The organism is Shouchella tritolerans, assembly GCF_025770735.1.
GTDB lineage: Bacteria > Bacillota > Bacilli > Bacillales > Bacillaceae_D > Shouchella > Shouchella tritolerans.
This window is the reverse complement of the sequence record NZ_JAODPB010000001.1, coordinates 425,090-447,748: the sequence shown is the minus strand read 5'-3', so window position 1 is coordinate 447,748 and position 22,659 is coordinate 425,090. Positions and strand designations below refer to the sequence as shown.

The window sequence follows — 22,659 nt, the reverse complement described above, 5'->3', positions numbered from 1 at the left end:
TCTCCATTAACCTTTAAGGTAATGCATAGCAACGTTGGATAGCAACTCTGTCCCACTTGCAATGTCTTCGGGAGCCGCATACTCCTTTGGATTATGACTGCCGTTTTCAGAGCGAACAAAGATCATTCCCATGTCGGTAAATTCAGCTATTAACTGGGCATCATGTCCCCCGCCACTTGGCATCTCATACGTATTAAGATTCAATCGCTCGCTTTCCAACTTCATTCGCGAGAATACGTGGGTTGCCGCCATCGCTGGATTTGCTTTTAGTTTTGTGATGAATTGATAGTGCAGTCCTCTGTTTTTGCATATATCTTGCACTTTCTTTTCTAAATCATGGAGGATCTTTTCTCTTCTTTCCACATCTACATCGCGAACATCTACTATAGTAGAAACTTTTCCTGGTATAATGTTAACCTGGCTTGGATAGACATCCATTGTCGCGGCGGTTCCTACTGCCGTTCCCCCATAGTGGTTGACGATTTTTTCGACAGCGAGAGCTGCTTCACAAGCGCCTAACAGTGCATCATTCCGCATATTCATAGGGGTGGCACCAACATGGTTTGACTCCCCTTCAAACACGATTTCTGTTAGCGACAATCCTGTTATTCCAGTAATAATTCCGACAGGGATCTTTTTATCAGCTAAAATCGGGCCTTGCTCGATATGCATTTCTAAGTAAAGGCCAATGTCATTGCGATCTCGGACGGCTTCTTGAATACGATCGGGGTCTAAACCTGACTGTTTGAGCACCTCATATCTAGTTACCCCATTTTTATCACGGACAGCTAAATCATCAGCGGTAATCTTCCCAGCCATTGCTCGACTTCCATAGACTCCGCCAGATTGGAAACGAGAACCTTCTTCTTCGCAAAAAGCGATGACTTCCAGCGGCCGATTGATTGAGATATTTTCTTCATATAGATGTTGAGCGACTTCTATTCCCGCGATGACACCTACGGTTCCATCAAATTTACCACCGTTGCCAACGGAATCGATATGCGATCCTATCGCTACCGCTGGGAGATTCGAACTACCGGCTTCTAATCTCCCAATTAAATTCCCTGCTTGATCCATCCTTACATTCATCCCAGCTTGTTCCATCCAAGAGGTGATTAGATCCAACCCTTTTTTGTACTCTTCTGTAAAAGCGATCCGGGTTACCCCTCCATCTGCCGTTTTCCCAATCTCGGCGAGAGACTCTATTCGATCATAAAGCCTTTGTTTACTTATCATTCGCAATCTCCTCCTCAGTAAGATTGGTATTCATCACACTCGAACTCCGTTTCGACCACATAAGTAATAGGTAAGTCACCCCAGCAATTCCTACGCCTATAAACCAGTTAAAACTATAGAGAATGCTCAGTGACGGAATAATCAGACCAATAAAGGCTGCAACAATGCCAATTACAAAGGATGCGATTGCACTTTTATTCCACCCACCATATTGGCCAGTGTGTATGAACAAACTATCAACATCATAATTCATTTTGCGGATGATGAAAAAGTCTACAAGCATAACGCCAAGAACAGGACCCATTGTAGCACCAACTGCCCCCATGACAAGGTCAAACGATCCTCCTTCTTGATACCATAACCAAGGAGCTGAAATCGCCCCAATAATGATGGCAATAAGGGCTGATTTTCCAAAATTCAGTCTAGTGGGCATCAAACTAGTTAGATCGTAACCTACTGCGACTCCGTTCGTTGCCACATTAACAGAAAGCGTAGACACTAATATGGAAACAGCGCCGAGAATCACAATAAGGGGGTGGTCGAAACGTGTTAAGACGTCGATCGGATTCGTAATTGCTTCACCAAACGCAATCATGGTACCAGCGGTTGTCAGGAGAGCCATGACCGAAAACAACACAAACATTAACGGCATGCCAATCCCTTGTCCGACCATATGATCTTTCTGGCTTCTTGAAAATCTTGTTAAATCCGATATGTTTAAAATTAAAGTCGCGACCGTACCGAGCAACGCTGACATTCCTAAGAAGAATGTAATCCAAAACTCTGTTCCCGAAACGGTACTGGGGATAGACACTAGGTTTCCTAAACCATTGGCTTGCTCTATTGCCCACCAGACAAGCCCTAACCCTACGATCATGACCAATGGTCCAGCCCAGTTCTCAAATTTCCTTACGCGTTCAATATCGTGTGTAATAATATAAGCATGGAGGATCCAAGTAATGACATAGGCAATAAAACTATTTAAACCCATTCCTAACAATCTGTACTCCCCTAAACTTTCCCAGAAGGAAAACGAAGCACCTAATATCGCATTAACCGCCATACTTCCTAAATACATATGGACGCCAAACCAAAACACGCCTAAAACAGCCCGAATGAAGACGGGAAGATGGGCCCCTTTAGTCCCAAAAGCAGCTCGAATTAGCACTGGAAACGGTACGCCGTATTTGGCCCCCGAGTAGCTATTGAAAAGGATCGCGATAAAAGCAACGGCATACGCTACTAAAATACACAACAACGCTTGCCAAAAACTTAAGCCAACGGCCATTAAATGCGCCGCTACTTGCCAAGCAACTAAATTATGCACGATTCCCATCCAAATGGCTGAATAGGACCACCATGTCCAGCCTTTTTTAGCTCCTGATACTGGAGCTAAATCGGCATTATGCAAAGAAGGATCTGGCTTCACTTTTAAAATACCTTTGTTGAATTCCATTCATCTTCCCCCTTCAATAAAAAATCGGATTTTGTAAACGTATACATTTTTTGGTTGAAGCATATTTAAAGCATCACATCGCCACAATTCGGTCCTAATGTTTGTCCGGTATAAAGGTTGCCATCAGGACTAGCTAAAAATACTGCTGTAGGCGCAACTTCATTTGCTTTGCCAAACCTTGGAATGACCAACTCTTTCAACTTCTTATTTCTCCATTCTTCGCTCACCTCACTCATTAACTGAGTTTCAATCGGACCAGGAGCAATACAATTTGCTGTAATCCCATATGGCCCTACTTCCATGGCGAGTGATTTCGTAAAGCCAATCACCCCTGCTTTTGCAGCCGCATAATGGCAATGCTCTATGCTTCCCTTTTGTCCTACTTGTGAGGAAATATTAATGACTCTCCCAAAACGTTGGGCAATCATGGAAGGAATCGCCAATCTCGTTGTTAAGAACACACTTCTTAAATTGACTTCGATCATCCGATCCCAATTGGATACGGACATATCTTTTAATAATGCCGGTGTAGAAATTCCGGCATTATTTATTAAAATGTCAATTTTCCCATATTTATCTAGCGTTTTTGTGATTAAGCTTCTTGCTGTTTCTTCTTTGGAAATATCCCCCTCAACTACACAAACATCCGATCCATAATCCTTTACTTCTTCAAAAAAGGCCTCTTTTACTTGCTCATTCCTTGCTAAGTAATGAAGCGATAATGTTGCCCCTTCCTTCGAAAAAGCACGGGCGATTTCTCTGCCTATTCCATTTCCCGGTCCAGCTCCCGTGATAATAGCTACCTTTCCTTCTAATTTCATCTTCTATCACCGCCGTTTGATTTTTGAAAGCCAAATAAGATTATTCATCATCCAATTCGGCAATTGCGTCAATTTCAATCGGAATGCCTTTTAATTGGCAGCCACAAGTTGTTCTTACTGGCAGCGGCTCCTTAAAAAACTCTTTGTAAACTTCGTTGTATTTATCGAAGTCATCCAAATCGGTTAAATAGGTATTCACCTTAACGACATGCTCTAAGCTTGCGCCAGCCGCAGCCAGTACATGTTTAATATTTATTAATGCTTGCCTTGTTTGCTCCTCAATTGTATTTGGCATTTTGCCTGTCTCTGCATTTATCGGAACTTGCCCTGCTACGTATATTCTGTTATTGACTTTAATTCCTTGAGAAAAATGCCCTCCAGGCATCGGTGCTAAGGCTGTTTTAATTTCTTCTTTCATCCTAATCTCCCTTTCTTTTCAGCAGCTCGAATTGTATCTAAATAGTTATAAAGAGTGAACTTCGAAATTGCATAGTATTCACAAATTTTATCGCCTGATTTCTTTATCAGAAACGCGCCTTTTTTATCTAAGTATTCCACCCCTTTTATCTTGTCGTCCTTGCCCATTAAAGCAACAGGCTTGCCCACGTGGTCTTGAGCTTCTTGAATCAACACATCCAACACATCATTCACATTGTTAACAAAAACCTCATTTACATCTGTTCGCAAGCCTTCTAATTCAATAAATTGATGAATGGCTGATTCAGACATCATTAAATCGGTAATATCAACATTAATACAAATACAGCCGATTGGTACCTTTTCCATATTGCGAAAATACATGGTTGTCGATTTAAGCATTCGACCACTCTTCGTTTTCGTTAAATAATTGTACTTGTCTCCTTCAACGACACTCCCCCTTAATACCTCTAGTCCTATGTTTGTTCCACTGTCGCCCACTTTTCTTCCGGTCACATGGCCATTTTCAATGTGTACAATTAAACCGCTTCCATATTCCTCGTACTGAATAAGATCCAGAAGAACAACTTCACATGAGTCGCCAAATTGATTGGCAATGCCTTTCATTAGTGAAGTCAGAAAAGGCAACTCATCTTCGATCCTTTCCACAACCTATCCTCCTACTAACTTTATATTAGATATACTAAAAAATTTTTTTAAGTATGTCAAACACTTTTTTTGGGAGCGCTCAAACTTTTTATTTCATCTCTTTCCACAATCTTTCATTTAAGTCAAATCATTCAGAAACCCTTACCCCCACAACATTAGTCATACTAGTGTCATCCAAATCAATGGATCACCTTTGCGGTTAACTGAAAAATGCACGAAAAAAGCAGGCTCTTTTTTGAAGCCCGCTTCCCCTTGCCTAAAATTGGTGTCGCCCTCTCTTCATCGTGTGTTTTATATTAGTGAACGATCCCTAAAATAAAGCCATCATAGCCTTTTTCGCCTACTGTCTGGATCGCAGTCGCCTCAATCCGTTCCTCTTGCTCCAATAATTCTACAAATGTGCGGATGCCTTGGACACGTGGATCCGTGCTATGGCCGTTTAATACTTCCCCGTCGCGAATGACGTTATCAGCAATCAGGACAGCGCCTGGAACAGCCAATTTCAATGCCCACTTTAAGTAATGGGGATTGTTAGGCTTATCGGCATCGATAAAAATGAAGTCAAACGATTGCTGCTGCTGGTGAAGGATAGGCAAGCTTTCAAGAGCGGGGCCCACCATGATATCGACCTGATCGGCATATCCGGCAAAAGCAATGTTCTCCTTTGCACAAGCAGCATGTTTTGGTTCATATTCCAACGTAACGATTTTTCCCGTGTCTGACAGCCCTTGCGCCAAGCAAATCGTGCTGTAGCCGCCGAGCGTACCAATTTCAAGAACGCGCTTGGCCCCTTTCATTCTTGCTAACAGCGTCAAAAGCTTCCCCTGTGTTGGCGAAACATCAATAGCTGGCAACCCCTTTTGGCGGTTATTCGCTAAAGCTGCGTCCAGACCTTCATCCCCTATCCGCAAACGTTCCGTCATATACGAATCAACGAACTGCCAAGTTTGCTTTTCCACATTCCCAACCCCTTTTCGTTATTTTGCTTACAATTCTAGTGTATACTCGACATAACTATAAAAATAATCGATCTTTTTTAGGTATCTATAACAATGGTTTATATATTGGGGGTGACGGAATGAATCTTCATGGACTTCGGTTGTTTTATACGGTGGTGCGCACAGGAACCATCACCAAAGCAGCACAAGCTTTGCACATTAGCCAGCCAGCTGTTTCTAGCCAACTAAAAGCGTTTGAAGCCGAATTAGACATGCCTTTGCTGCAAAAGGACGGCAGGGGGATTGTGCCTACGCCATTTGGAAAACAGCTTGCTGACAAAGCGGAAACGTTATTCGCGGTTGAAGCCCATATTGAAGCATTTGTTCAAGAATTTCGCGATGTAGGCGCGGGGCACATTCATGTCGCTGCCACTTATCTTCCTGCAAACTTCTTATTGCCACAGTTAGCAGGAGCATTCAAAGTACAGCATCCTACAATCGATTTGCAAATTGAAACGGTCAATTCCCAACAGGCATTTGAAAAACTGGCCCGTTACAAAGTGGATGTAGCGATGTATGCAGGCAGCATCGACAAACGTGTGGAAGAATTTGTTTGGGATAAATGGTTAGAAGATGAGCTTTGGTTTGTGGCCGCTCCCTCCCATCGATTGGCCAATCAACGAGTTACGTTGGCGGAAGTGGTCGTTGAGCCATTTGTCATGCGGGAAAAAGGCAGCTCGACAAGGGCGCAATTATTTGCATTATGCCAGGCCAACCAAGTAAAACCGCCAACGATTGCTTTGCAATTCAGTGGATTGAACGAAGCCCTTTCTGCTGTTATGGCTGGTTTTGGCGTCAATTTCGTTTCCTCTTTAGTAGCGAAGGAACATATTAAACGGGGCGATTTAGCGCGCGTCTATGTCGAACATGTCCACATCATCAACAACATTGCCATCTGCACGAGAAAACAGGAGCGGCAAAATGAACTCGTCCAACGGTTTATTTCCCATTGTAAACAAACTCGTTTCAAGTACGGCAAGTGATCTTGTCCATTAAACAAACGTTTAATTAACGTTTCTTCTTCCAGCTTGCCAACAGGGCACTTGAAAATTAGACGGTATTCCTGTATGCTTACATTAGTTAAGTATTTAAGTAATTTCTTAATTACTTAAATGTATCGTGTTTGAAAGGAGGCTCCTGATGCACGAAGCATTTAAAGCGTTAGCCGATCCAACGAGGCGAAAAATCCTTGATTTGCTTAAAGAACAAGATTTAACCGCTGGCGAGATTGCGAACCATTTTCAAATGTCAAAGCCAAGCATTTCCCAGCATTTAAAACTGTTAAAGGCCGCTCATCTCGTCCAGGACGAGAAAAAAGGTCAGTTCGTCTATTACTCGCTCAACTTAACCGTATTTCAGGAACTGCTGTCCTGGACAATGGGCTTTTTTGAAAAAGGAGGAAAACAATCATGAAAAAACATCTCTTTCCGCTTTTAGCGATCACGATTTCTCTGCTTGTATGGCTTTTTGCTTATAAACACTTGCCTGCAGAAATGCCAGTACATTGGGGAGTGAATGGAGAAGTGGACCGCTATGCTCCAACGTTCTCTGCCTTCTTGCTTCTTAATGGAATCTTGATTGCCATTTATGCGATGTTGCTATTCTTGCCCCGCCTAGACCCGAAAAAAGACAACTACAACAAATTTACACGGACCTATTCGATTATGTGCAACGTGCTCATCGCCCTTTCTCTCGCCATTAGCATTGTGACGGTCCTCACAGGCATAGGCGCCCCCGTTTCAATCAATCGCGTCGTGCCCGTTGCAATAGGAATCCTCTTTATTATTCTAGGAAACTACATGCAGACGATTAAGCCTAACTGGTTTGTTGGCATAAAAACTCCGTGGACCATCAGCAATGACGAGGTTTGGCGAAAAACACACCGTCTTGGCGGCCGCCTGTTTATAGGCGGGGGCTTGCTTCTTATCATCGAACCGTTTTTGCCGAGAAGCGTCAGTGCGGTTTTGTCCGTTGGACTGATTGTTGTACTCGTAGGCGTACCGATGGCTTACTCGTACATTCTTCATAAACGAATCGTCGGCCATTAGGCGCTTGAAAGCAATCAGCTCGTCTACTGACTCATGATTTTCGTTATGCTGCTATAGGAAAGCACATCCTTGGTCAAATGGGAAAACGTTTGGTCGTTGACGATCTGTTCGCAAATGGCAGCAAGCAATGTAGCGGTTGCCCGAAATGGGGCAGAGCCGCAACTTAGCCTTTCAATTCCTATTGCAGACAACTCCGTGAGGGAGGGCATTTCCGGATCAACCAACAAATTGATCGGGCAAGAAATGGCCGCCCTCATTTTTTGTATTTCTCCCCTGTCCGTAAGCCCAGGAATAAACAGGCAATCTGCGCCTGCTTCTTGGTAAGCTTTTGCACGCTTTGTAGCTTCCTGGAAACGGGATAAAGGATCGCCGATATTTAGCCAATAGATGTCTGTACGGGCATTCACAAATAGCGACGTATGGTTGGCTTTAATGGCCGCGATTTTTTCTGTTTGTTCGGAAATGGAGAAGACAGGTTTACTAGGGTCGCCTGTTCCATCTTCAATGTTAATGCCGACTGCCCCAGCCGCTGCGACTGCTTTTACGGTTTGCACAATCTTGGCAACGGATTGCCCGTATCCTGCTTCAATATCGGCACTAACGGGAATCGCTACTGAATTGGCGATATTCCTTACAGCATCAACCATTTTAGCGCGAGGCAGATGTTGGCCATCGGGGTAACCTAAGGAAGCAGCAATGCCGGCACTCGTTGTTCCAATCGCTTTAAAACCGCCAGCTTCAAACATTTTTGCGCTCATCGCATCCCACGCATTAGGGAGTACAAACGTTGACGGTTGTTGGTGTAAACGTCGAAATGTTTTTAGTTTCTTCGCATGTAGTTTCATTTACAGATCCCCTTTTCCTATTTTGATATCCACTGCTATTGTACATGCTAGAGAATTCCATCGGCATCGAACAATCGATGTCGTTGAAAAACGAGCCTGCAGCCTATGTTTGCCAGAAGAATGAAATGACCGCTGTTGACTAAAAACGGCAAGGGCTTCTCGTTTCGATGGGCAAGCACTCTTAATACAGACGCGCCCGTTTCCTCCTTTAACCTACCCGTACGTTGTTTCTCACACACTCGTTTCGCTTCTCCGTATTCACCAACTTGTACCATCAACACCCTTTTTTTCTAAACAGTTCTTTGCAAAACTGTAAAACAAAAGTGGTTGACACATTGAGGACCTTCCCCTAAACTTTATTTATTAAATTTATAAATCATATAAAATTAATAGGATTAATAAATAAATGAAGGAGTGAAGGAGATGGTCCTTGCCTTTGATCATGTGATTCACTATGTGGATAATGCACACACGATAAAGGAGCGCTTTATTGATAAAGGCTTTCACACGGTTTATGGAGGACGCCACGAACAACGAGGCTCATACAATACGTTGCTTCATTTCGGCATGGAGTATATTGAGTTTTTAAGCATTGATGACCGTCCCCTATTTGACAAAGTAGGAGCACAGGATGTAGCCTACAGTCCTTTTTCTACCATTGTACGTGATAAATTTACTGAAGGTTTCGCTAAAATTTGTTTGCGCACTCGGGATTTAAATAAGCTTGCACAAACATTCAAACAAAAAGGCTTAACCGTGAACGGCCCAGTGCCTCTAAGCCGGAAACGGCCCGACGGCAAACTGTTGGAATGGTCACTCCTATTCGTCGGTGAAGAAGGGTCAGAATTACCCCTTCCTTTCTTTATTGACTGGCACGAAACCGACCAAGAGCGATTAAACGAATTAAAGGAAGCCCAAGTGATTGCCCCTCATTCTGCTGGTCAGTGGAAAATCGATAGCCTATTAATGGCTGTCAACGATGCAAAGCAAACCGCTTTTAAATGGGCTGAGTGGTTTGACTTAGAACACAAAGGCTCGATTTATGATCGACGCTTAAACGCCGACATCTACACATTGCAGCTTGTTGGAGGGAGTTTGAAATTTGCCCAACCAAAAGGAGAAGGGCCGGTGAAAGAGTTTTTAGAACAACGAGGCGAACGGCCGTTTCAGCTTATGTTAACAGGCTCTGGTCGTACGGAACAGTTTACGCTTCATGGGGGGCATTATGTTTTCAACGGAGGAGAGACACATGCGTAAATCAACAATACCGACTCTAGCTTTCGTTTTACTAGGTGGCGGAATCTTGACGGCGTGCGGAAGCCAGTCAACGTCCCCATCAGAAGCAAACGCTGAACAAACAATCCGCGTCGGCTTTCAAACTGGAAATACGCTAAATGTACTGAAAGAAAGTGGCTATTTAGAAGAGCGAATTGAAGAGGAAGGACTGGATGTATCGGTTGAATGGATTGAATTTGACCAAGGGAATGCCGTCATGGAGGCCTTGTCAACCAACAACATTGATTATGGAAACGCGGCCGACGGTCCTGGCATTTTTGCACAAGCCCAAGGTCGTGACATCGTTTATGTCGGTGCTAGCCTTCCTCACGAACAAGGCGTGGGGATCATGGTAAAGTCTGATTCTGGCATTGAAACAGTAGCGGATTTAAAAGGCAAAAGCATTGCGGCCCTAAAAGGAGGCAACCACCACTATTTGGCGATTCTTGCTCTTGAAGCTGAGGGGCTGAGTGCCGAAGATGTTGATTTTCATTATATGGGCGATGCCTCACAAGGCCGTTCCGCGCTTGAGACGGGTGAAGTCGATGCACTGGCTTCATGGGATCCATTTTTTGCCGGAGTCGAGCATACCCTTGACGTGAAAACACTCGATCACAATGTCGAGGGGTACCCGAACCGGACATTCTATTTTTCCACACCGCAATTTGCCGAGGAATCGCCAGAACTGATTCAAATTTTGCTAGAAGAAACGAACCGTTCCGATCAATGGGCCAATCAGAATCCAGATGAAGTTGCGGAAATGCTCTCTAACATGATTGGAATTGAGAAAGAGATTTTGGATACTGTCGTGAATCGCCGTGACTACGGCGTTGAAAATATTGATGAAGAAATCATCGCTGCCCAGCAAAAACAGGCGGATGATTATTACCGCATCGGCCTCATCGAGAACGAAGTCGATGTTTCCGAAATCATGCCTGTTGATGCAGCATGGGCAACAGACAACATTGAATAACAAGTAGGTGCCAACATGACGAATACATTTCAAAAACAAATTCTTCCTTGGATGCTGCCGCTGTTGTTCCTTGTTATCTGGCAAATCATATCGATACTTGAAATCGTCTCTCCTAGTTTGTTTCCAGCACCGACGTCGGTGCTCGAGTCCTTCTATGAGCTGATCGTTTCAGGCACACTTTTAGAGCATATTCAAATTAGTTTATATCGAGCGTTCATCGGCTTACTCATTGGCGGCGCGGTCGGGCTCCTGCTTGGCATTTTGAACGGCTGGTCGACGTGGTCCTTTTACACGGTTGATACGTTTGTGCAAATGATCCGCAACATTCCTCACCTCGCCCTGCTGCCCCTTGTGATCGTCTGGCTCGGGATCGGGGAAGCGTCGAAAATTTTTCTCGTTGCCCTAGGTGTCATGTTCCCGATCTACATTAATACATTGCATGGCATTCGCAGCGTCAATCGAGGCTATATTGAAATGGGGAAAATGTATGGGCTACAAGGCTGGGGGCTTTTCCGCCATGTCTACCTCCCTGGGGCGTTGCCTTCCATTTTTGTCGGCATTCGCTATGCCCTTGGAGTGATGTGGTTGACATTAATTGTCGCTGAAACCATTGCCACAAGCGACGGCATCGGCTATTTGGCCATGAATGCACGGCAGTTTATGCAAACAGAAGTGATTATCGTTACCATTATCATCTATGCCCTTTTTGGCAAGCTGGCGGACATTATCGCCCAATTCGGGGAGAAAAAAGCGCTTCGCTGGCATCCGAATTATCGGAAATAGGAGAGAACGATTATGGCTATAGCAAAACAAACGACAAAGCGCGGCGTTGAAATCCGCATCACACAATTGCAAAAAACGTTTGGCGATCAAGATGTGATAAAGGATATTACACTCACGATTGAAGCAGGGCAATTTGTCGCGATTGTCGGCAAGAGTGGAAGCGGAAAAAGCACACTGCTCCGCCTCGTCGCTGGTTTAGAACAACCAAGCAGCGGCGACCTTTTATTCAATGGAGGAACATTCAAAAAGTCCCTTGCAAGCATCACTATGATGTATCAAGACTCACGCTTGCTGCCCTGGAAAAAAGTCATCGATAACGTTGGGCTTGGCCTTAAAGGAAACTGGCAGCAAAAAGGCGAGGCCGTCCTCAATGCCGTTGGTTTATCAGCTTTTGCCAATGAATGGCCGAGCACGCTGTCAGGCGGGCAACAGCAGCGTGTCGCTTTAGCACGTGCCTTGATCAGGGAACCTGATTTGCTCATGCTCGATGAACCACTCAGTGCCCTTGACGCGCTGACTCGCTCAGAGATGCAAGACTTAATCGAAACAATTTGGCAGGAAAACCAGTTTACCGCCTTGCTTGTCACCCATGATGTACGAGAAGCTGTTAAACTTGCTGACCGCATTATTTTAATTGAAGAAGGCGTCATTGCCCTTGATGTCAAAAATCCCTTGAGCAGGCCAAGGGATGTCACCAACAAACAATTGATTGAACTTGAAAAGCAAGTGACTTCGCGGATTTTGGAGAAGGAGTAGTCTATGAGGGGGTGTTCCTTTATCTGAACAGCCCCCTCTTTCGTTTCTCAAGTAATTGTAATTGCAAGATGCTCAGCTCTAAACATACATCCCTTCTGTTTGTTTACGGAAAATCGCCTCCATCTTTTCCCAAGCAGTCGATAAGTCGCGGTCTAGGCCAAACAGCCCTGAAGTACCGACGATGAACGTTTCGTTGCCTGCTTGCGCAAGTTGCTTGAACGTCTTTTCGTTGCATGATCCATCGACTTCTAATGTAAAAGCTAGCCCTTGCTCAGCGCGGAAACGTTTTGCGTCTGCGATTTTCTCCACCATTTCTGTCAGAAAGGGTTGGCCTGCAAAACCAGGGTCAATTGTCATAATCGTCAGCTTGTCGATTAAGTGAGCGAAAGGCTCAATGATCGCTAGTGGTGTAGCCGGGTTTAGGACAATGCCTACTTGGCAGCCGCGTTTTTTAATGTGGGCGATCGTCCGAAAGAGTTCTGCATGCACGACTTCTGGGTGGATGCTAATGATCGAAGCGCCTGCGTCGATACAAGCATCCACTAAAAAGTCATTGGGCTTCTCTGCCATCAAATGGGCATCAATTGGAATGGTTGCCACTTTGCTTAGTTGTTCAATAAAAAATGGGGACAACGTTAAGTTTTTCACATAGTGGCCGTCCATTACATCGACATGATACAAGTCAGCACGTCCATTTAACGTTTCAATTTGCTCGCGGAACTTTGTTACATCCATACACATTAGTGAGGGAGAAAATGCTGGTTTCATCGTACCACTCCTTTTTTGGTCTTTCTTTTAACCCCCTCTTACGAAAACAACTGAATGAAATAGCCTAGTAAAATGCCAATAATGCCGAAATCCGTGTCGCCAAACGTAGTGCTCTCAAGGCCAAGTGAACCTAACACTGGCAATAATAGCGCTGGCAAGAACGAGATTAGAATGCCGTTCACAAACGACCCTACCACTGCTCCACGCAATCCTCCTGTCGCATTCCCATAAACACCAGCGGTTGCCCCACAGAAAAAGTGAGGAACGAGCCCAGGAACAATGACCGTTAAACCAACTAGCGGGAGTAAGAAAATGGATGCAATCCCGCCAGCGAAACTACAAAGAAAACCAATAATAACCGCATTTGGCGCGAACGGGAAAACAGTGGGTGCGTCAAGGGCTGGTTTCGCCCCTTTTACAAATTTATCGGCAATGCCTTTAAAGGCTGGGACAATCTCGCCGATGGCCATGCGCACACCAGCTAAGATGATGTAGACGCCTGCCGCAAATGTAATCGCTTGAATCAAGATAAAGACGGCATAATTCGTGCCTCCGCTTAACTCTTCAATGACGGCAATGCCAGCAAAAGGGGTAATCGCAAAAAACAATAACGCCATTGTTAAAGAGACAGCCACAGATGTGTCGCGGAGAAAACCTAGTGATTTCGGAATTTGAATCGTTTCAGTCGATTTTTCTGGATTGCCGACCAGTTTGCCAACCAAACCAGCTGTAAAATAGCCAAATGTGCCAAAGTGTCCAAGAGCCAAGTCGTCATTTCCGATAATTTTTCGGGTAAACGGTTGCAAGACGGCTGGAGCAATCACCATCGCTGCCCCTAAAATCAATGAACCGATCAAGACTAGAGGCACGCCGCTCATACCTCCTGTAACAAGGACAACGGCAAGCATCGCCGCCATATAGAGTGTATGGTGGCCAGTAAGAAACACATATTTAAACGGCGTAAACCGGGCAAGCAGCAAATTGACAACCATGCCAAAGATCATAATCAGAGCGGTTTCCGTCCCGTAATTCTCCTGGGCAATCGCCGCCATCGCATCTGTATTTGGCACAACGCCTTGAATTTGAAAAGCGGCTTCAAACATGGAGCGAAACGTGCCAAGTGAATCAGAGACAACCGCAGCCCCCACTCCGAGCAACAGAAAGCCCATCGTTGTTTTTAATGTACCTGACACGGTGTCTGTCGCCGATTTCTTTTGTAGCAGTAGTCCGATTAGGGCGAACAGGCCAATGAGGATGGCTGGCGTCCCTAAAATGTCATTCATAATCAGCTCAAACATGAAAACCCCTCCTAGCTGTTATAAATTGCTACGTAGCACGTCTTTTATCGCTTCGTTGTCTAGCAAATTGTTTAAACCGACAACGTTGCGCGTTCCGTCGTTAAGCTGCTCGACAATGTCAGCTGCGCCTATGTAGAGATCGGCTTGCTCACTTTTGCTTGAGGCTAGGTCCGTGTGGTTCACCTCCGCGTCAATCCCTAGCTCTGCTAGTATTTTTTTAACATTCATCTCGACAATAAAACTGCTCCCTAACCCATTTCCACAAACGACTAATACTTTTTTCATGTCGATCTCCTCCTGTTAAATGGTCGAAAATTGTTGAATGAGTGAAACCACTTCTTTCGTGCTCGTCATTTCAGCCAAACGGTCAATTGCTCCTGGCTCGCCGAGCAGTGACGTCAATTGCGACAAAGCCCGCAAATGGGTAACGCTGTCTATAGCGGCAAGAACGATGACGATTTTAACTGGTTTCGTGTCTTTATTTGAAAAGCGGACGCCTTCTTTATAGGTAGCGAGCGACATGCCAAGACGCTTGACCCCTGCCTCTGGCCGTGAATGGGGGATCGCCACACCAGGTGTAATGACAATATAAGGGCCATTGTCTTCAACAGACTGGATCATTGCATCGACGTAGCGACCCTCAATCGCCCCGTCTGCCAATAAAGGCGCAGCCGCTTTTTTTATCGCTTCCTTCCAATCCTGGGCGGTCTGGTGCAAAAAAATGGTCTTTTCCGTCAGCAACTCGTTTAACACTGGTTTCCACTCTTCCTTCCATTGTCGGTGGGGTGCTTGCAAAATCGTTTTTAACTCAGAGAGAAGTGCTTGCTCGTTATGGACAGTAGCATGCTTGCGGACTGCAGCAACCACCTTGGCAAGCGTGATATGTTCCTGATGGCCGTTGCTCGCCTCTCCGTATTTAAGCAATGTTTTTTTATGATAATTCGAAAAAATTGGATGAACGACGTGGACTGGCTTTCCTTTTGGCTCAACGGGCGTTGTTGCCACAACAAAGTCTACGGCAACCGAGTCAAGCTTGCTGTATTCCCGTTTTGTCAGAATGCCTGCAACGTTGACGTATCCAAGCAAGTCGATCAGTTGTTGTTTCACGATCGCCGATGTGCCAACACCTTCCGCACAAACAATGAGTACAGAGCAGCGGCTGACAGGCTGAAGCCCTTCACGCTTCATCCAACCGCCAAAATGCATGGCCAAAAAAGCGATCTCGTTTTCGCTTGCCGGGGCACAAGCTGCTTTTTCTAAATGGTGAACGACCTTTTTCGTGATTTCATACACTTCTGGATGGGCTTGTTTAACAGAATCGGCCAATTCGTTCACCGCATCGACATGGTATTTCATCCGGTAGTAGGCTGGTTTCAAATGGACTACTAAGTTCGCTTCCAATTTGTCACGATCTTGAAAAACAATGCATGCATAACGTTGAAATTCAAAAATCATGTTTCTGGCGATTGAGTGAATCAAGCAATGTTCTTGGGATTGTTTCGCATCTGCTTGCTTTTGCCGTTTGGCGCTTAAAAACAAGGTGCTTAAAAAATAGGCCTCTTCGTCTGGTATAGAAATGCCTGCCTCTTTGCTCGCTCTCGTCATAAACCGGAGCGCCGCCGTAAACTCATCGGTTTCTTGCAATGTCCGCATCTCTTCTGTCGTTACGTTTACGTATTTACCTCGTTGGATCCGATTAAAGTAAAAGCATAACTCCATTGAAAACGACTCGAGCGTGTGGTCGGCAAACTCAATATGAAGTTCTGTTTCACACGTGTGCAACAGCTCCTTCAGGCAAGCGACACTTAAGGGAAAATAGGCTTGGCCGATTTCAATCGGCAACTTATTGACTTCTGCCAACCGTTCAATTCGGTTTAACCATTGATGGATTTCCTGGCGGATCGCCGTTTCTGCGCCAGCAACGAAATAGCCAGCCGAAAGTTTAAAATCAAGCGTCAAACCTTGCTTAGCCAACTCGTTTTTCAACAGGCGTATGTCCTCAAGGACTGTGTTCCGACTTACATCGGTCAGCTCCATTAAATCCTCGACGAATACCGGTGCGGGCTGGCTTAAAATAAAAAGCAGATCGAGCGCCCTCCGCTCAAGCGGCGTATAGCCATATTCTGAATCACCGAGTTGAGGCAACATTTCTTTGATGCGGTTTTGTTGTTCGCTAACGATATAAAAACCGCTGCTGCGGACATGGCGAACACAATCGAATTGATGGAAGGCCAGCCAATCATTCACCCGCTTAAGCTCGTAATAAATCGTTCGCGCCGAAACGCCGAGCTCGCTTTTTAATTCATCCATGGGCACATGATCTGCCGCATACAGAAGTTTGACCAGCAAGCGTAAACCTCTCTGCGTTAAGAACATGCCATCACCCTCTCTCTGGCTTAGTTATAGTGTAGTCGCCCCTTTGCCCACAAAGAAGCCCAAATCTATGCACCGGAAAGTGTGCAGCGATTGGGCTAAGCGGCCTGGTTTTTGCACGATCGTCGTTTGCAAATTTAGTGTAGGCGTGAAACTAGTATAAAGAAAAAGGCAACCATAGGCGAAAAGAGAGTTTAAAAGAGTTGGACACTAATGCGGAGGAAGAAAATCCAGCAACGAGAAGGCCAAAAAAAACTAGCCATCAGATGATAGCTAGTTCAGGCTGAAGAAAAACGCTCGCCGCTTCGACTGCCGCGTTTTCTCCTATCCGGGAAATTTTGCCGCCATGACCGACAAACGGTGGTAAATTGTTATTTTACGAGGCCGGCAAACGGTCTAAAACGCCTTTAACAAGCTTGGTAAAAGCGGCATTTGCCTTGCCAGCAACTTCGATCACATCATCATGGCTCAACGGTTCTTTTAAAATGCCACACGCCATGTTTGTTAAACAGGAAATTCCCAGTACTTCCATGCCAGCATGTGCCGCAACAGTCGCTTCGGGAACGGTAGACATGCCGACCGCGTCACCACCTAGAATGCGAATCATCCGCACTTCTGCAGGCGTTTCGTAGGCAGGGCCGCTCCACCAGCTATAAACGCCCTCTTGCAATGTGGTGCCTTGTTCAGCTGCCACGCTTTTGGCGATTTGCCGCAAACGGGAACTATAAACTTCCGAAAGATCAGGAAACCTTGGTCCTAGCGCATCTTCATTTTCGCCAATGAGCGCATTGGTGCCAACTAGGTTTAAGTGGTCGCTGATAAGCATCAACTCCCCTGGCGAAAAGTCGGTATTCACAGCTCCACAGGAGTTCGTAATCAACAGCGTTTTCACGCCAAGTGCTTTCATGACACGTACTGGAAAAGTGACTTGCTGCAAATGATACCCTTCGTAAAAATGGTAACGCCCTTTCATCGCCACAACCGTCTGGCCTTTTAAAGTGCCAATCACCAATTGGTTCGCATGGCCAATGGCCGAAGAGGTGGCAAAGTGGGGAATCTCTTCGTAGGCAATCGAAACTTTGTTTTCAATTTCGTCTGCTACATTTCCAAGCCCCGAACCGAGAATGATTCCGACATTCGGCGATAAGCTGCTCTTGCTTTGAATATATTCAGCTGCTTCCTTCATTTGTTCTAATAATGCCATTATGGTTCCTCCCAGGATTGATAATTTGCTATGGCTGCCATGGCCTACACTATGTATAACATAATCGATCAGCGAACAAGATGGAAGCATGATTTCCCGTTTAAAAATGAGGCTCATACAAAAAGAAGCCCGCCTAGGCTTCCCAGACGGGAGAAAAACGCTCCGTACGTGTATCAATTGTTCTTGATAGATGAATAGTAGAAAAGCTTACTTTAGCTTTTTTGTCCAATACATTAACAGCTCATCATCCACGACAGCATGGCTGCCAGCGTCGATTGGCTCCCCCCCAGCACAAATGCCATGACCGTCTGGGATGTAACCAAGCCGGGCATAGAGCCGTTGAGCGCTTCCGTAATCTTTATACAAGCCAACGCCAAGGCCAACCGTTTGATAGCCTAAATCACGGCTAAGCTGTTCGAGTGCGTGAATAAGAGCTTGGCCGACGCCCCGGCGCCGATATGGCGGAAAAACAACAAGATCATTTACTTCGGGAATGCGTTGATTGCGGAAATGGGCATACGGCGATTTTTTCAAGAGATGACCGCACCCGGCCAGCGCTCCTTGATAAAAAGCAAGAACAGTGACGCGATCGCCATTGTAGTTTTCGTCAAGGCATGTCCGAAAATAACCTTCTCTCCTCATGATCCCGTTTGCCGCAAATTGCTCTTGCGCCTCTTGCGCTAACGCCTCGTTTGTTAGATGCTTAATCGTAATCTCCATAGCTATGTCCCTCCATGCGCTAGAAATTCACGCATACTCTTTTCTTGCATGAACGTCTTCTATTTAGTTTAAGCGGTTTCACAGTTTTATATACATGGATGCCCATTGGCAGCTCTTTTTAAACGAGACGGAAATGTTTATAACGGGACACACCCTTTCGGCAAGGATGATCCATCCAGAAAACAGTCAACCATTTCATTAAAAAGGGCTGGTTTCGCTAAAGAAAGGCCATGCCCTACACCTGGTACTTCAATGCCGATGCAACGCTTGTTGCTCTCCAGTATTTGCCGGGCTGATTTGGCAATGACCGCTTTTTCTTTCCCGCCAATCGCGATAAGCACGTTCGCTTCCACGTCCTTGAAAGAAGAAGGCAACTGGTAGGTCACGCTCTCTTCTACAATGTTCGCAAGCGTACCTGCTTTCATTTGGCAGCTTTCCTCGTAGTAGCGCTCATAGTCTTTTTCATTAATATATTGTGTTTTTGCCTGGAGCTTTGAAAAGTATTTGTTTTTTACAAGTGGATGGGTCATATGGATCGCAGGACGAATCCATTTTTTCAATGCTGGAGACGGTCGAACATTCGCACTGTTTATAATCGCCGCCTGTACTAAATCTGGACGGCTGCTTACCATTTCAAGGGCAATTTGCGCGCCTAAAGATAAACCTACCAGCACCGTCTCCTTGCCTGGAGCATACGTTTCGATTAATTCAATTAACTGCTTGGCGCAACTTTTGATCGAAAAGGGCAAATGGGCGCTCTTTCCATGGCCAGGCAAGTCGACAACGACACAATGATAACGGGAAAAGTAGTCGATTTGCTCCTCCCACATCCATCCTGCTAATCCGCCGCCATGCAAAAACAACATCATTGGCGCCTGCTTGTCGCCAGATTCCTCAACAAATACACTCATCTATTGCCCTCCTTGCTACTATTATACTGTAAACTGTTTCCGTTCGGACAGGAATATCATGATCGACTGGGGCCGAGTTCTAGAGAATATGGGGAATTATAGATAAACGTAGGTGTGTATCAGGTGTTTCGTGTAGGAGGAAGATAGGGAAACGTTGAAAAGGCTTCCTTTAGGTTTTTTGGGGATATAAATTGTGTTTAGTTCCCTTCAATCATATAATGAACATAAATTTTACGAATACTAAATTGAGGTGGCCTGTTTGAAACAAGTTTTAGTTATGGGCAGGACAATTTAATGAAATGAATCGATATACCTAGAAAAACACAAAATGGCGGTGACTAATATGGAATGTAAAAACACACGTATTGGCAATAGCCTTGGTATTACATAGCCTCAAGAAGTGCTTGATCACCTTCAAGTAAAACAAGGCGATGAAATCAAGCTACAGCTTAGGAAAGATGGCACACGATCATTTAAAAAGCAGGATGCGTTGGAAGGTATTGATCGAGAGTTTCTAGATGGCATGCAGGATCTATTCAATAACTATAATCAGACTCTCCAGAACTTGGTGGATCGTTAACTAGATGGTCAAGTACGTACACCACAAAGAACTTATTCTAATCAATGCACTGTTGATTAAACCCATACAGTCTGTAATCGGAACGATTCATTACTTATATTGAATACTACCATTCAATTTCTACAATATCGGAAAGGATGAATAACATCGAAGTATCTATCTTTTCTCTATTTGGTGATCATCATCGTTGTTTTCCTTATAGCGTTTATAAGCAAGCAGAAAAAAATACCCAATAAAATAGATATGGTGATTTTACTCATTGCAGGGGCAGGCATCCTTCTAGTAAGCCAGGATTACTACTATCTTTTAATCATTATTTGGATAGCTGTTTTTATGTATTTCGCTATAAAATACTTTATAAAAAAACAATAAGCTGAAATTGTTCAACGGAAATAGGAAATTCCTAAAACACAGAGAGGATATACAAAGTGATTTGTGGAACGCTAGCCTTTACCATCTTTAATGTATAAAAGCAATATGCGAAAAACCCTTTCGTCTGAAAGGGTTTTTCGCTGTCCTTGCCGGTTTAACTCATGGCACCTACATGGTATGGCTAAAACGCAACAAGTAATTCGTCCGCTCTAATGGGTTCAACTGCCTCCGTACCTTGTGGGGTGCCTTTCCTGTCACCCGCTCGTACCCACCTGGCTTAGAGATTAAGATTCCTTCTCCGCCGGAAAGGGCGTGTATCGACGATTTTAATTGGGCTGCCGTTCGTACAGGAATGGTTCCTTCTATGAGGACACCGGCTTGGTGGAAGGCTGGCTCTAACACGCTTCCTCCTAGCTGGACGATTCGTGATAGGAGAGTGCTTAAAAAACGCTCTGGCACAATCACTTCGATTCTCTCTAATGGTTCATAGACGTATGTGCCTGCTTGCCGGAGCGCCTCCATTAGAACCAATGGCGCCAGGCCGCGGAAATCCCTTGCTGTCGAAACAGGGCTCCAATAACCTGTATGGGTGAGCGTTACGATGATATCCTCTACTGCCCAGCCTTTTAACCCTTCTTGTAATACAACTCGGCATGTGTCACGGACTGCTCGCTGAAAAGCAGGTGGCAGCGAACCAAGCTCTGCTTCGAGTTGATAAGAGAGCCCGCTCCCTTCTGGCCCAGGCTCGACTCGAAAGCCTAAAGTGGCGTAAAAAGGATTGCCTTTTTCACCAATCCATTCGACAGCAGCCCCAACGCCTGAAGGTTTTTCCATACAAACGACAAGGGGCTCGCTCATGGAAGCGGAAAGGCCATGTTCGTTTTTGAGCGCCGACAAAAGCACTTCCTGCTGGACGTTGCCAAATACGCCGATAAAGTGGTCGCCTGTAGCCACGTCTTGTGTATATTGCAAAAACGGGTCTTCTGCTGCTAAACGGGACAATGCCCGGTGAAGGGCGATTGCTTCCTCTTTGCGGTCAGTGTGCACTTGTACTTGAAACGGCGGTTTTTTAAACGCAAATGGTTTCATTTGTGGCACACGCTTACCGAGGATATCGCCGACTTGTAGAGACTTCTCACGCAACACAGCAACGTCGCCAGCACTGACGGCAGAAGCGCCAGTCCGCCCGCCGTTCTCTAACTGTTGTAGATGCTTGACTTTTACCGAAAAGGAAGGGTGGTCAGCACGGATAACTGAAACGATTTTTCTAGCGAATAGCCTTCCTTCGTAAAGGCGGACAAGCGCTTCCCGTTCGCCGTTAGGCAACTCGGTCACTTTAAATACGATGCCAGAAAGATCCCGCTCCGACGCTTCCTCTTTTGTGTGGCTAAACCAATGGGAAAGCGAGTGAAGCAAGGCATCAATGCCAACTCCCTTTGCTGCTGAACCAATAAAAAGGGGGTAAGCCACTGCTTTTTTGGTTTGCCGCGACAACTCGTTCCGCAATTTTATTTCACTTACAGGTTCATCTTCAACATAAGCGGCCAACAATTCGTCGTTGTGAAGCGCGAGAACGTCTAGCCAGCCAGCTGTTTGCGGACAAGTGGCTTTAATAGAATAAGCCGTGTCGTCCTGTGTTTGTTCGCACATCGGGCAAATGCGGTCGTCAAGCAACCATTTGATTTGTTTCATGACACGTTTGTAGTCAGCGCCAACACGGTCGATTTTATTTATAAAAAAGACGGTCGGGATACGGTAAGCCTTTAGCGACTGCATCAAAACACGCGTTTGTGCTTGGACGCCTTCGACGGCGGATACGATTAAAACGGCGCCATCCAAAATCGTTAGCGCATGCTCGACTTCAGATATAAAGTCAGCGTGGCCTGGCGTATCAATGATATTCACCTTTACATCGTTCCAGAAAAAAGAGACGGCTGCCGCTTTGACTGTAATGCCTCGTTCTCTTTCAATCGCAAGTGTATCGGTGGTTGTGCTGCCCTTATCGACTGAACCAGCTTCCTTGATGACGCCAGCTTGGTATAACATTTGCTCGGTTAATGTCGTCTTGCCGGCATCAACATGGGCCAACACCCCAATGTTGATTGTTTTCATAGTAGTTGTAACAGCTCCTATTCATTTGTTTCTTTCCTTTCCAT

General features: G+C 45.2%; 23 protein-coding genes. 7 read left to right on the top strand and 16 right to left on the bottom strand.

All coding sequences use genetic code 11. From position 1 onward, the window contains the following. Nucleotides 1-6 precede the first annotated feature (6 nt). From N6H06_RS02140 to N6H06_RS02115, 6 genes are all read right to left on the bottom strand, one after another. The gene (locus N6H06_RS02140; protein WP_263705514.1) at nt 7-1,236 is read right to left on the bottom strand and encodes a M20 family metallo-hydrolase; all 1,230 of its coding nucleotides are present in this window, start codon (nt 1,234-1,236) and stop codon (nt 7-9) included. Next, complete coding sequence (locus N6H06_RS02135) at nt 1,226-2,692, bottom strand: NCS1 family nucleobase:cation symporter-1 (RefSeq protein WP_263705513.1); 1,467 nt, start codon at nt 2,690-2,692, stop codon at nt 1,226-1,228. The genes N6H06_RS02140 and N6H06_RS02135 overlap by 11 nt, the downstream gene beginning before the upstream one ends. 65 nt (nt 2,693-2,757) lie before the next feature. Then, nucleotides 2,758-3,513, bottom strand: a complete 756-nt coding sequence (locus N6H06_RS02130; protein ID WP_062745263.1) for a 3-oxoacyl-ACP reductase family protein — start codon at nt 3,511-3,513, stop codon at nt 2,758-2,760. A gap of 40 nt (nt 3,514-3,553) precedes the next feature. Continuing rightward, on the bottom strand, nt 3,554-3,931 hold the full coding sequence (locus tag N6H06_RS02125) for a RidA family protein (RefSeq protein ID WP_062745262.1): 378 nt from the start codon (nt 3,929-3,931) through the stop codon (nt 3,554-3,556). After that, nucleotides 3,928-4,599, bottom strand: a complete 672-nt coding sequence (locus tag N6H06_RS02120; protein WP_062745260.1) for a helix-turn-helix transcriptional regulator — start codon at nt 4,597-4,599, stop codon at nt 3,928-3,930. The genes N6H06_RS02125 and N6H06_RS02120 overlap by 4 nt, the downstream gene beginning before the upstream one ends. Before the next feature lie 296 nt (nt 4,600-4,895). Next, nucleotides 4,896-5,558 carry an O-methyltransferase gene (locus tag N6H06_RS02115; RefSeq protein ID WP_404830323.1) on the bottom strand — a complete coding sequence of 221 codons (663 nt, stop codon included), beginning with the start codon at nt 5,556-5,558 and terminating at the stop codon, nt 4,896-4,898. 119 nt (nt 5,559-5,677) lie between these two features. Between N6H06_RS02115 and N6H06_RS02110 the strand changes: the two genes are divergently transcribed. The 3 genes from N6H06_RS02110 to N6H06_RS02100 all read left to right on the top strand — a co-directional run bounded on the left by N6H06_RS02110 (nt 5,678) and on the right by N6H06_RS02100 (nt 7,645). Beyond that, the gene (locus N6H06_RS02110; RefSeq protein WP_263705512.1) at nt 5,678-6,580 is read left to right on the top strand and encodes a LysR family transcriptional regulator; all 903 of its coding nucleotides are present in this window, start codon (nt 5,678-5,680) and stop codon (nt 6,578-6,580) included. Between the two features lie 157 nt (nt 6,581-6,737). Continuing rightward, complete coding sequence (locus N6H06_RS02105; RefSeq protein ID WP_062745258.1) at nt 6,738-7,010, top strand: autorepressor SdpR family transcription factor; 273 nt, start codon at nt 6,738-6,740, stop codon at nt 7,008-7,010. Continuing rightward, the gene (locus N6H06_RS02100) at nt 7,007-7,645 is read left to right on the top strand and encodes an SdpI family protein (protein WP_062745257.1); all 639 of its coding nucleotides are present in this window, start codon (nt 7,007-7,009) and stop codon (nt 7,643-7,645) included. The genes N6H06_RS02105 and N6H06_RS02100 overlap by 4 nt, the downstream gene beginning before the upstream one ends. Nucleotides 7,646-7,668: 23 nt before the next feature. Here the strand turns inward: N6H06_RS02100 and N6H06_RS02095 are convergent, their stop codons facing one another. Next, a complete protein-coding gene (locus N6H06_RS02095; protein ID WP_263705511.1) occupies nt 7,669-8,490 on the bottom strand; it encodes an isocitrate lyase/PEP mutase family protein in 822 nt (273 codons plus the stop codon). 47 nt (nt 8,491-8,537) lie between these two features. Further along, complete coding sequence (locus tag N6H06_RS02090) at nt 8,538-8,765, bottom strand: hypothetical protein (protein ID WP_263705510.1); 228 nt, start codon at nt 8,763-8,765, stop codon at nt 8,538-8,540. 148 nt (nt 8,766-8,913) lie between these two features. Here N6H06_RS02090 and N6H06_RS02085 point away from each other — a divergent pair, with 148 nt between their 5' ends. From N6H06_RS02085 to N6H06_RS02070, 4 genes are read left to right on the top strand one after another with little or no spacing between them, the layout of a single operon-like run. Next, nucleotides 8,914-9,747, top strand: coding sequence for a VOC family protein (locus N6H06_RS02085; RefSeq protein ID WP_212954513.1), 834 nt, complete (start codon nt 8,914-8,916; stop codon nt 9,745-9,747). Further along, nucleotides 9,740-10,738: an aliphatic sulfonate ABC transporter substrate-binding protein gene (locus N6H06_RS02080; RefSeq protein WP_062745251.1), complete on the top strand. Its 999-nt coding sequence runs from the start codon at nt 9,740-9,742 to the stop codon at nt 10,736-10,738. Before N6H06_RS02085 ends, N6H06_RS02080 begins: the two co-directional genes overlap by 8 nt. Nucleotides 10,739-10,753: 15 nt before the next feature. Next, the gene (locus N6H06_RS02075) at nt 10,754-11,521 is read left to right on the top strand and encodes an ABC transporter permease subunit (protein WP_263705509.1); all 768 of its coding nucleotides are present in this window, start codon (nt 10,754-10,756) and stop codon (nt 11,519-11,521) included. 12 nt (nt 11,522-11,533) lie between these two features. Next, nucleotides 11,534-12,277, top strand: a complete 744-nt coding sequence (locus N6H06_RS02070; protein WP_212954515.1) for an ATP-binding cassette domain-containing protein — start codon at nt 11,534-11,536, stop codon at nt 12,275-12,277. A 78-nt stretch (nt 12,278-12,355) separates the two neighbouring features. Here the strand turns inward: N6H06_RS02070 and alsE are convergent, their stop codons facing one another. The 8 genes from alsE to N6H06_RS02030 form a co-directional block, all read right to left on the bottom strand. Next, a complete protein-coding gene (gene alsE / locus N6H06_RS02065; RefSeq protein ID WP_263705508.1) occupies nt 12,356-13,045 on the bottom strand; it encodes a D-allulose 6-phosphate 3-epimerase in 690 nt (229 codons plus the stop codon). A gap of 38 nt (nt 13,046-13,083) precedes the next feature. Beyond that, the gene (locus N6H06_RS02060) at nt 13,084-14,343 is read right to left on the bottom strand and encodes a PTS ascorbate transporter subunit IIC (protein WP_263705507.1); all 1,260 of its coding nucleotides are present in this window, start codon (nt 14,341-14,343) and stop codon (nt 13,084-13,086) included. Nucleotides 14,344-14,361: 18 nt separating this feature from the next. Further along, entirely contained in the window at nt 14,362-14,628 is a 267-nt protein-coding gene (locus N6H06_RS02055) for a PTS sugar transporter subunit IIB (RefSeq protein ID WP_094424899.1), read from the bottom strand. 15 nt (nt 14,629-14,643) lie between these two features. Further along, nucleotides 14,644-16,719: a BglG family transcription antiterminator gene (locus N6H06_RS02050; protein WP_263705506.1), complete on the bottom strand. Its 2,076-nt coding sequence runs from the start codon at nt 16,717-16,719 to the stop codon at nt 14,644-14,646. A 373-nt stretch (nt 16,720-17,092) separates the two neighbouring features. Further along, the gene (locus N6H06_RS02045; protein WP_263705505.1) at nt 17,093-17,920 is read right to left on the bottom strand and encodes a purine-nucleoside phosphorylase; all 828 of its coding nucleotides are present in this window, start codon (nt 17,918-17,920) and stop codon (nt 17,093-17,095) included. Between the two features lie 207 nt (nt 17,921-18,127). Further along, on the bottom strand, nt 18,128-18,640 hold the full coding sequence (locus N6H06_RS02040; RefSeq protein WP_062745238.1) for a GNAT family N-acetyltransferase: 513 nt from the start codon (nt 18,638-18,640) through the stop codon (nt 18,128-18,130). 137 nt (nt 18,641-18,777) lie between these two features. Beyond that, a complete protein-coding gene (locus tag N6H06_RS02035) occupies nt 18,778-19,551 on the bottom strand; it encodes an alpha/beta fold hydrolase (protein ID WP_263705504.1) in 774 nt (257 codons plus the stop codon). 1,120 nt (nt 19,552-20,671) lie between these two features. Further along, nucleotides 20,672-22,615: an elongation factor G gene (locus N6H06_RS02030; protein ID WP_263705503.1), complete on the bottom strand. Its 1,944-nt coding sequence runs from the start codon at nt 22,613-22,615 to the stop codon at nt 20,672-20,674. Between the last annotated feature and the right edge of the window lie 44 nt (nt 22,616-22,659).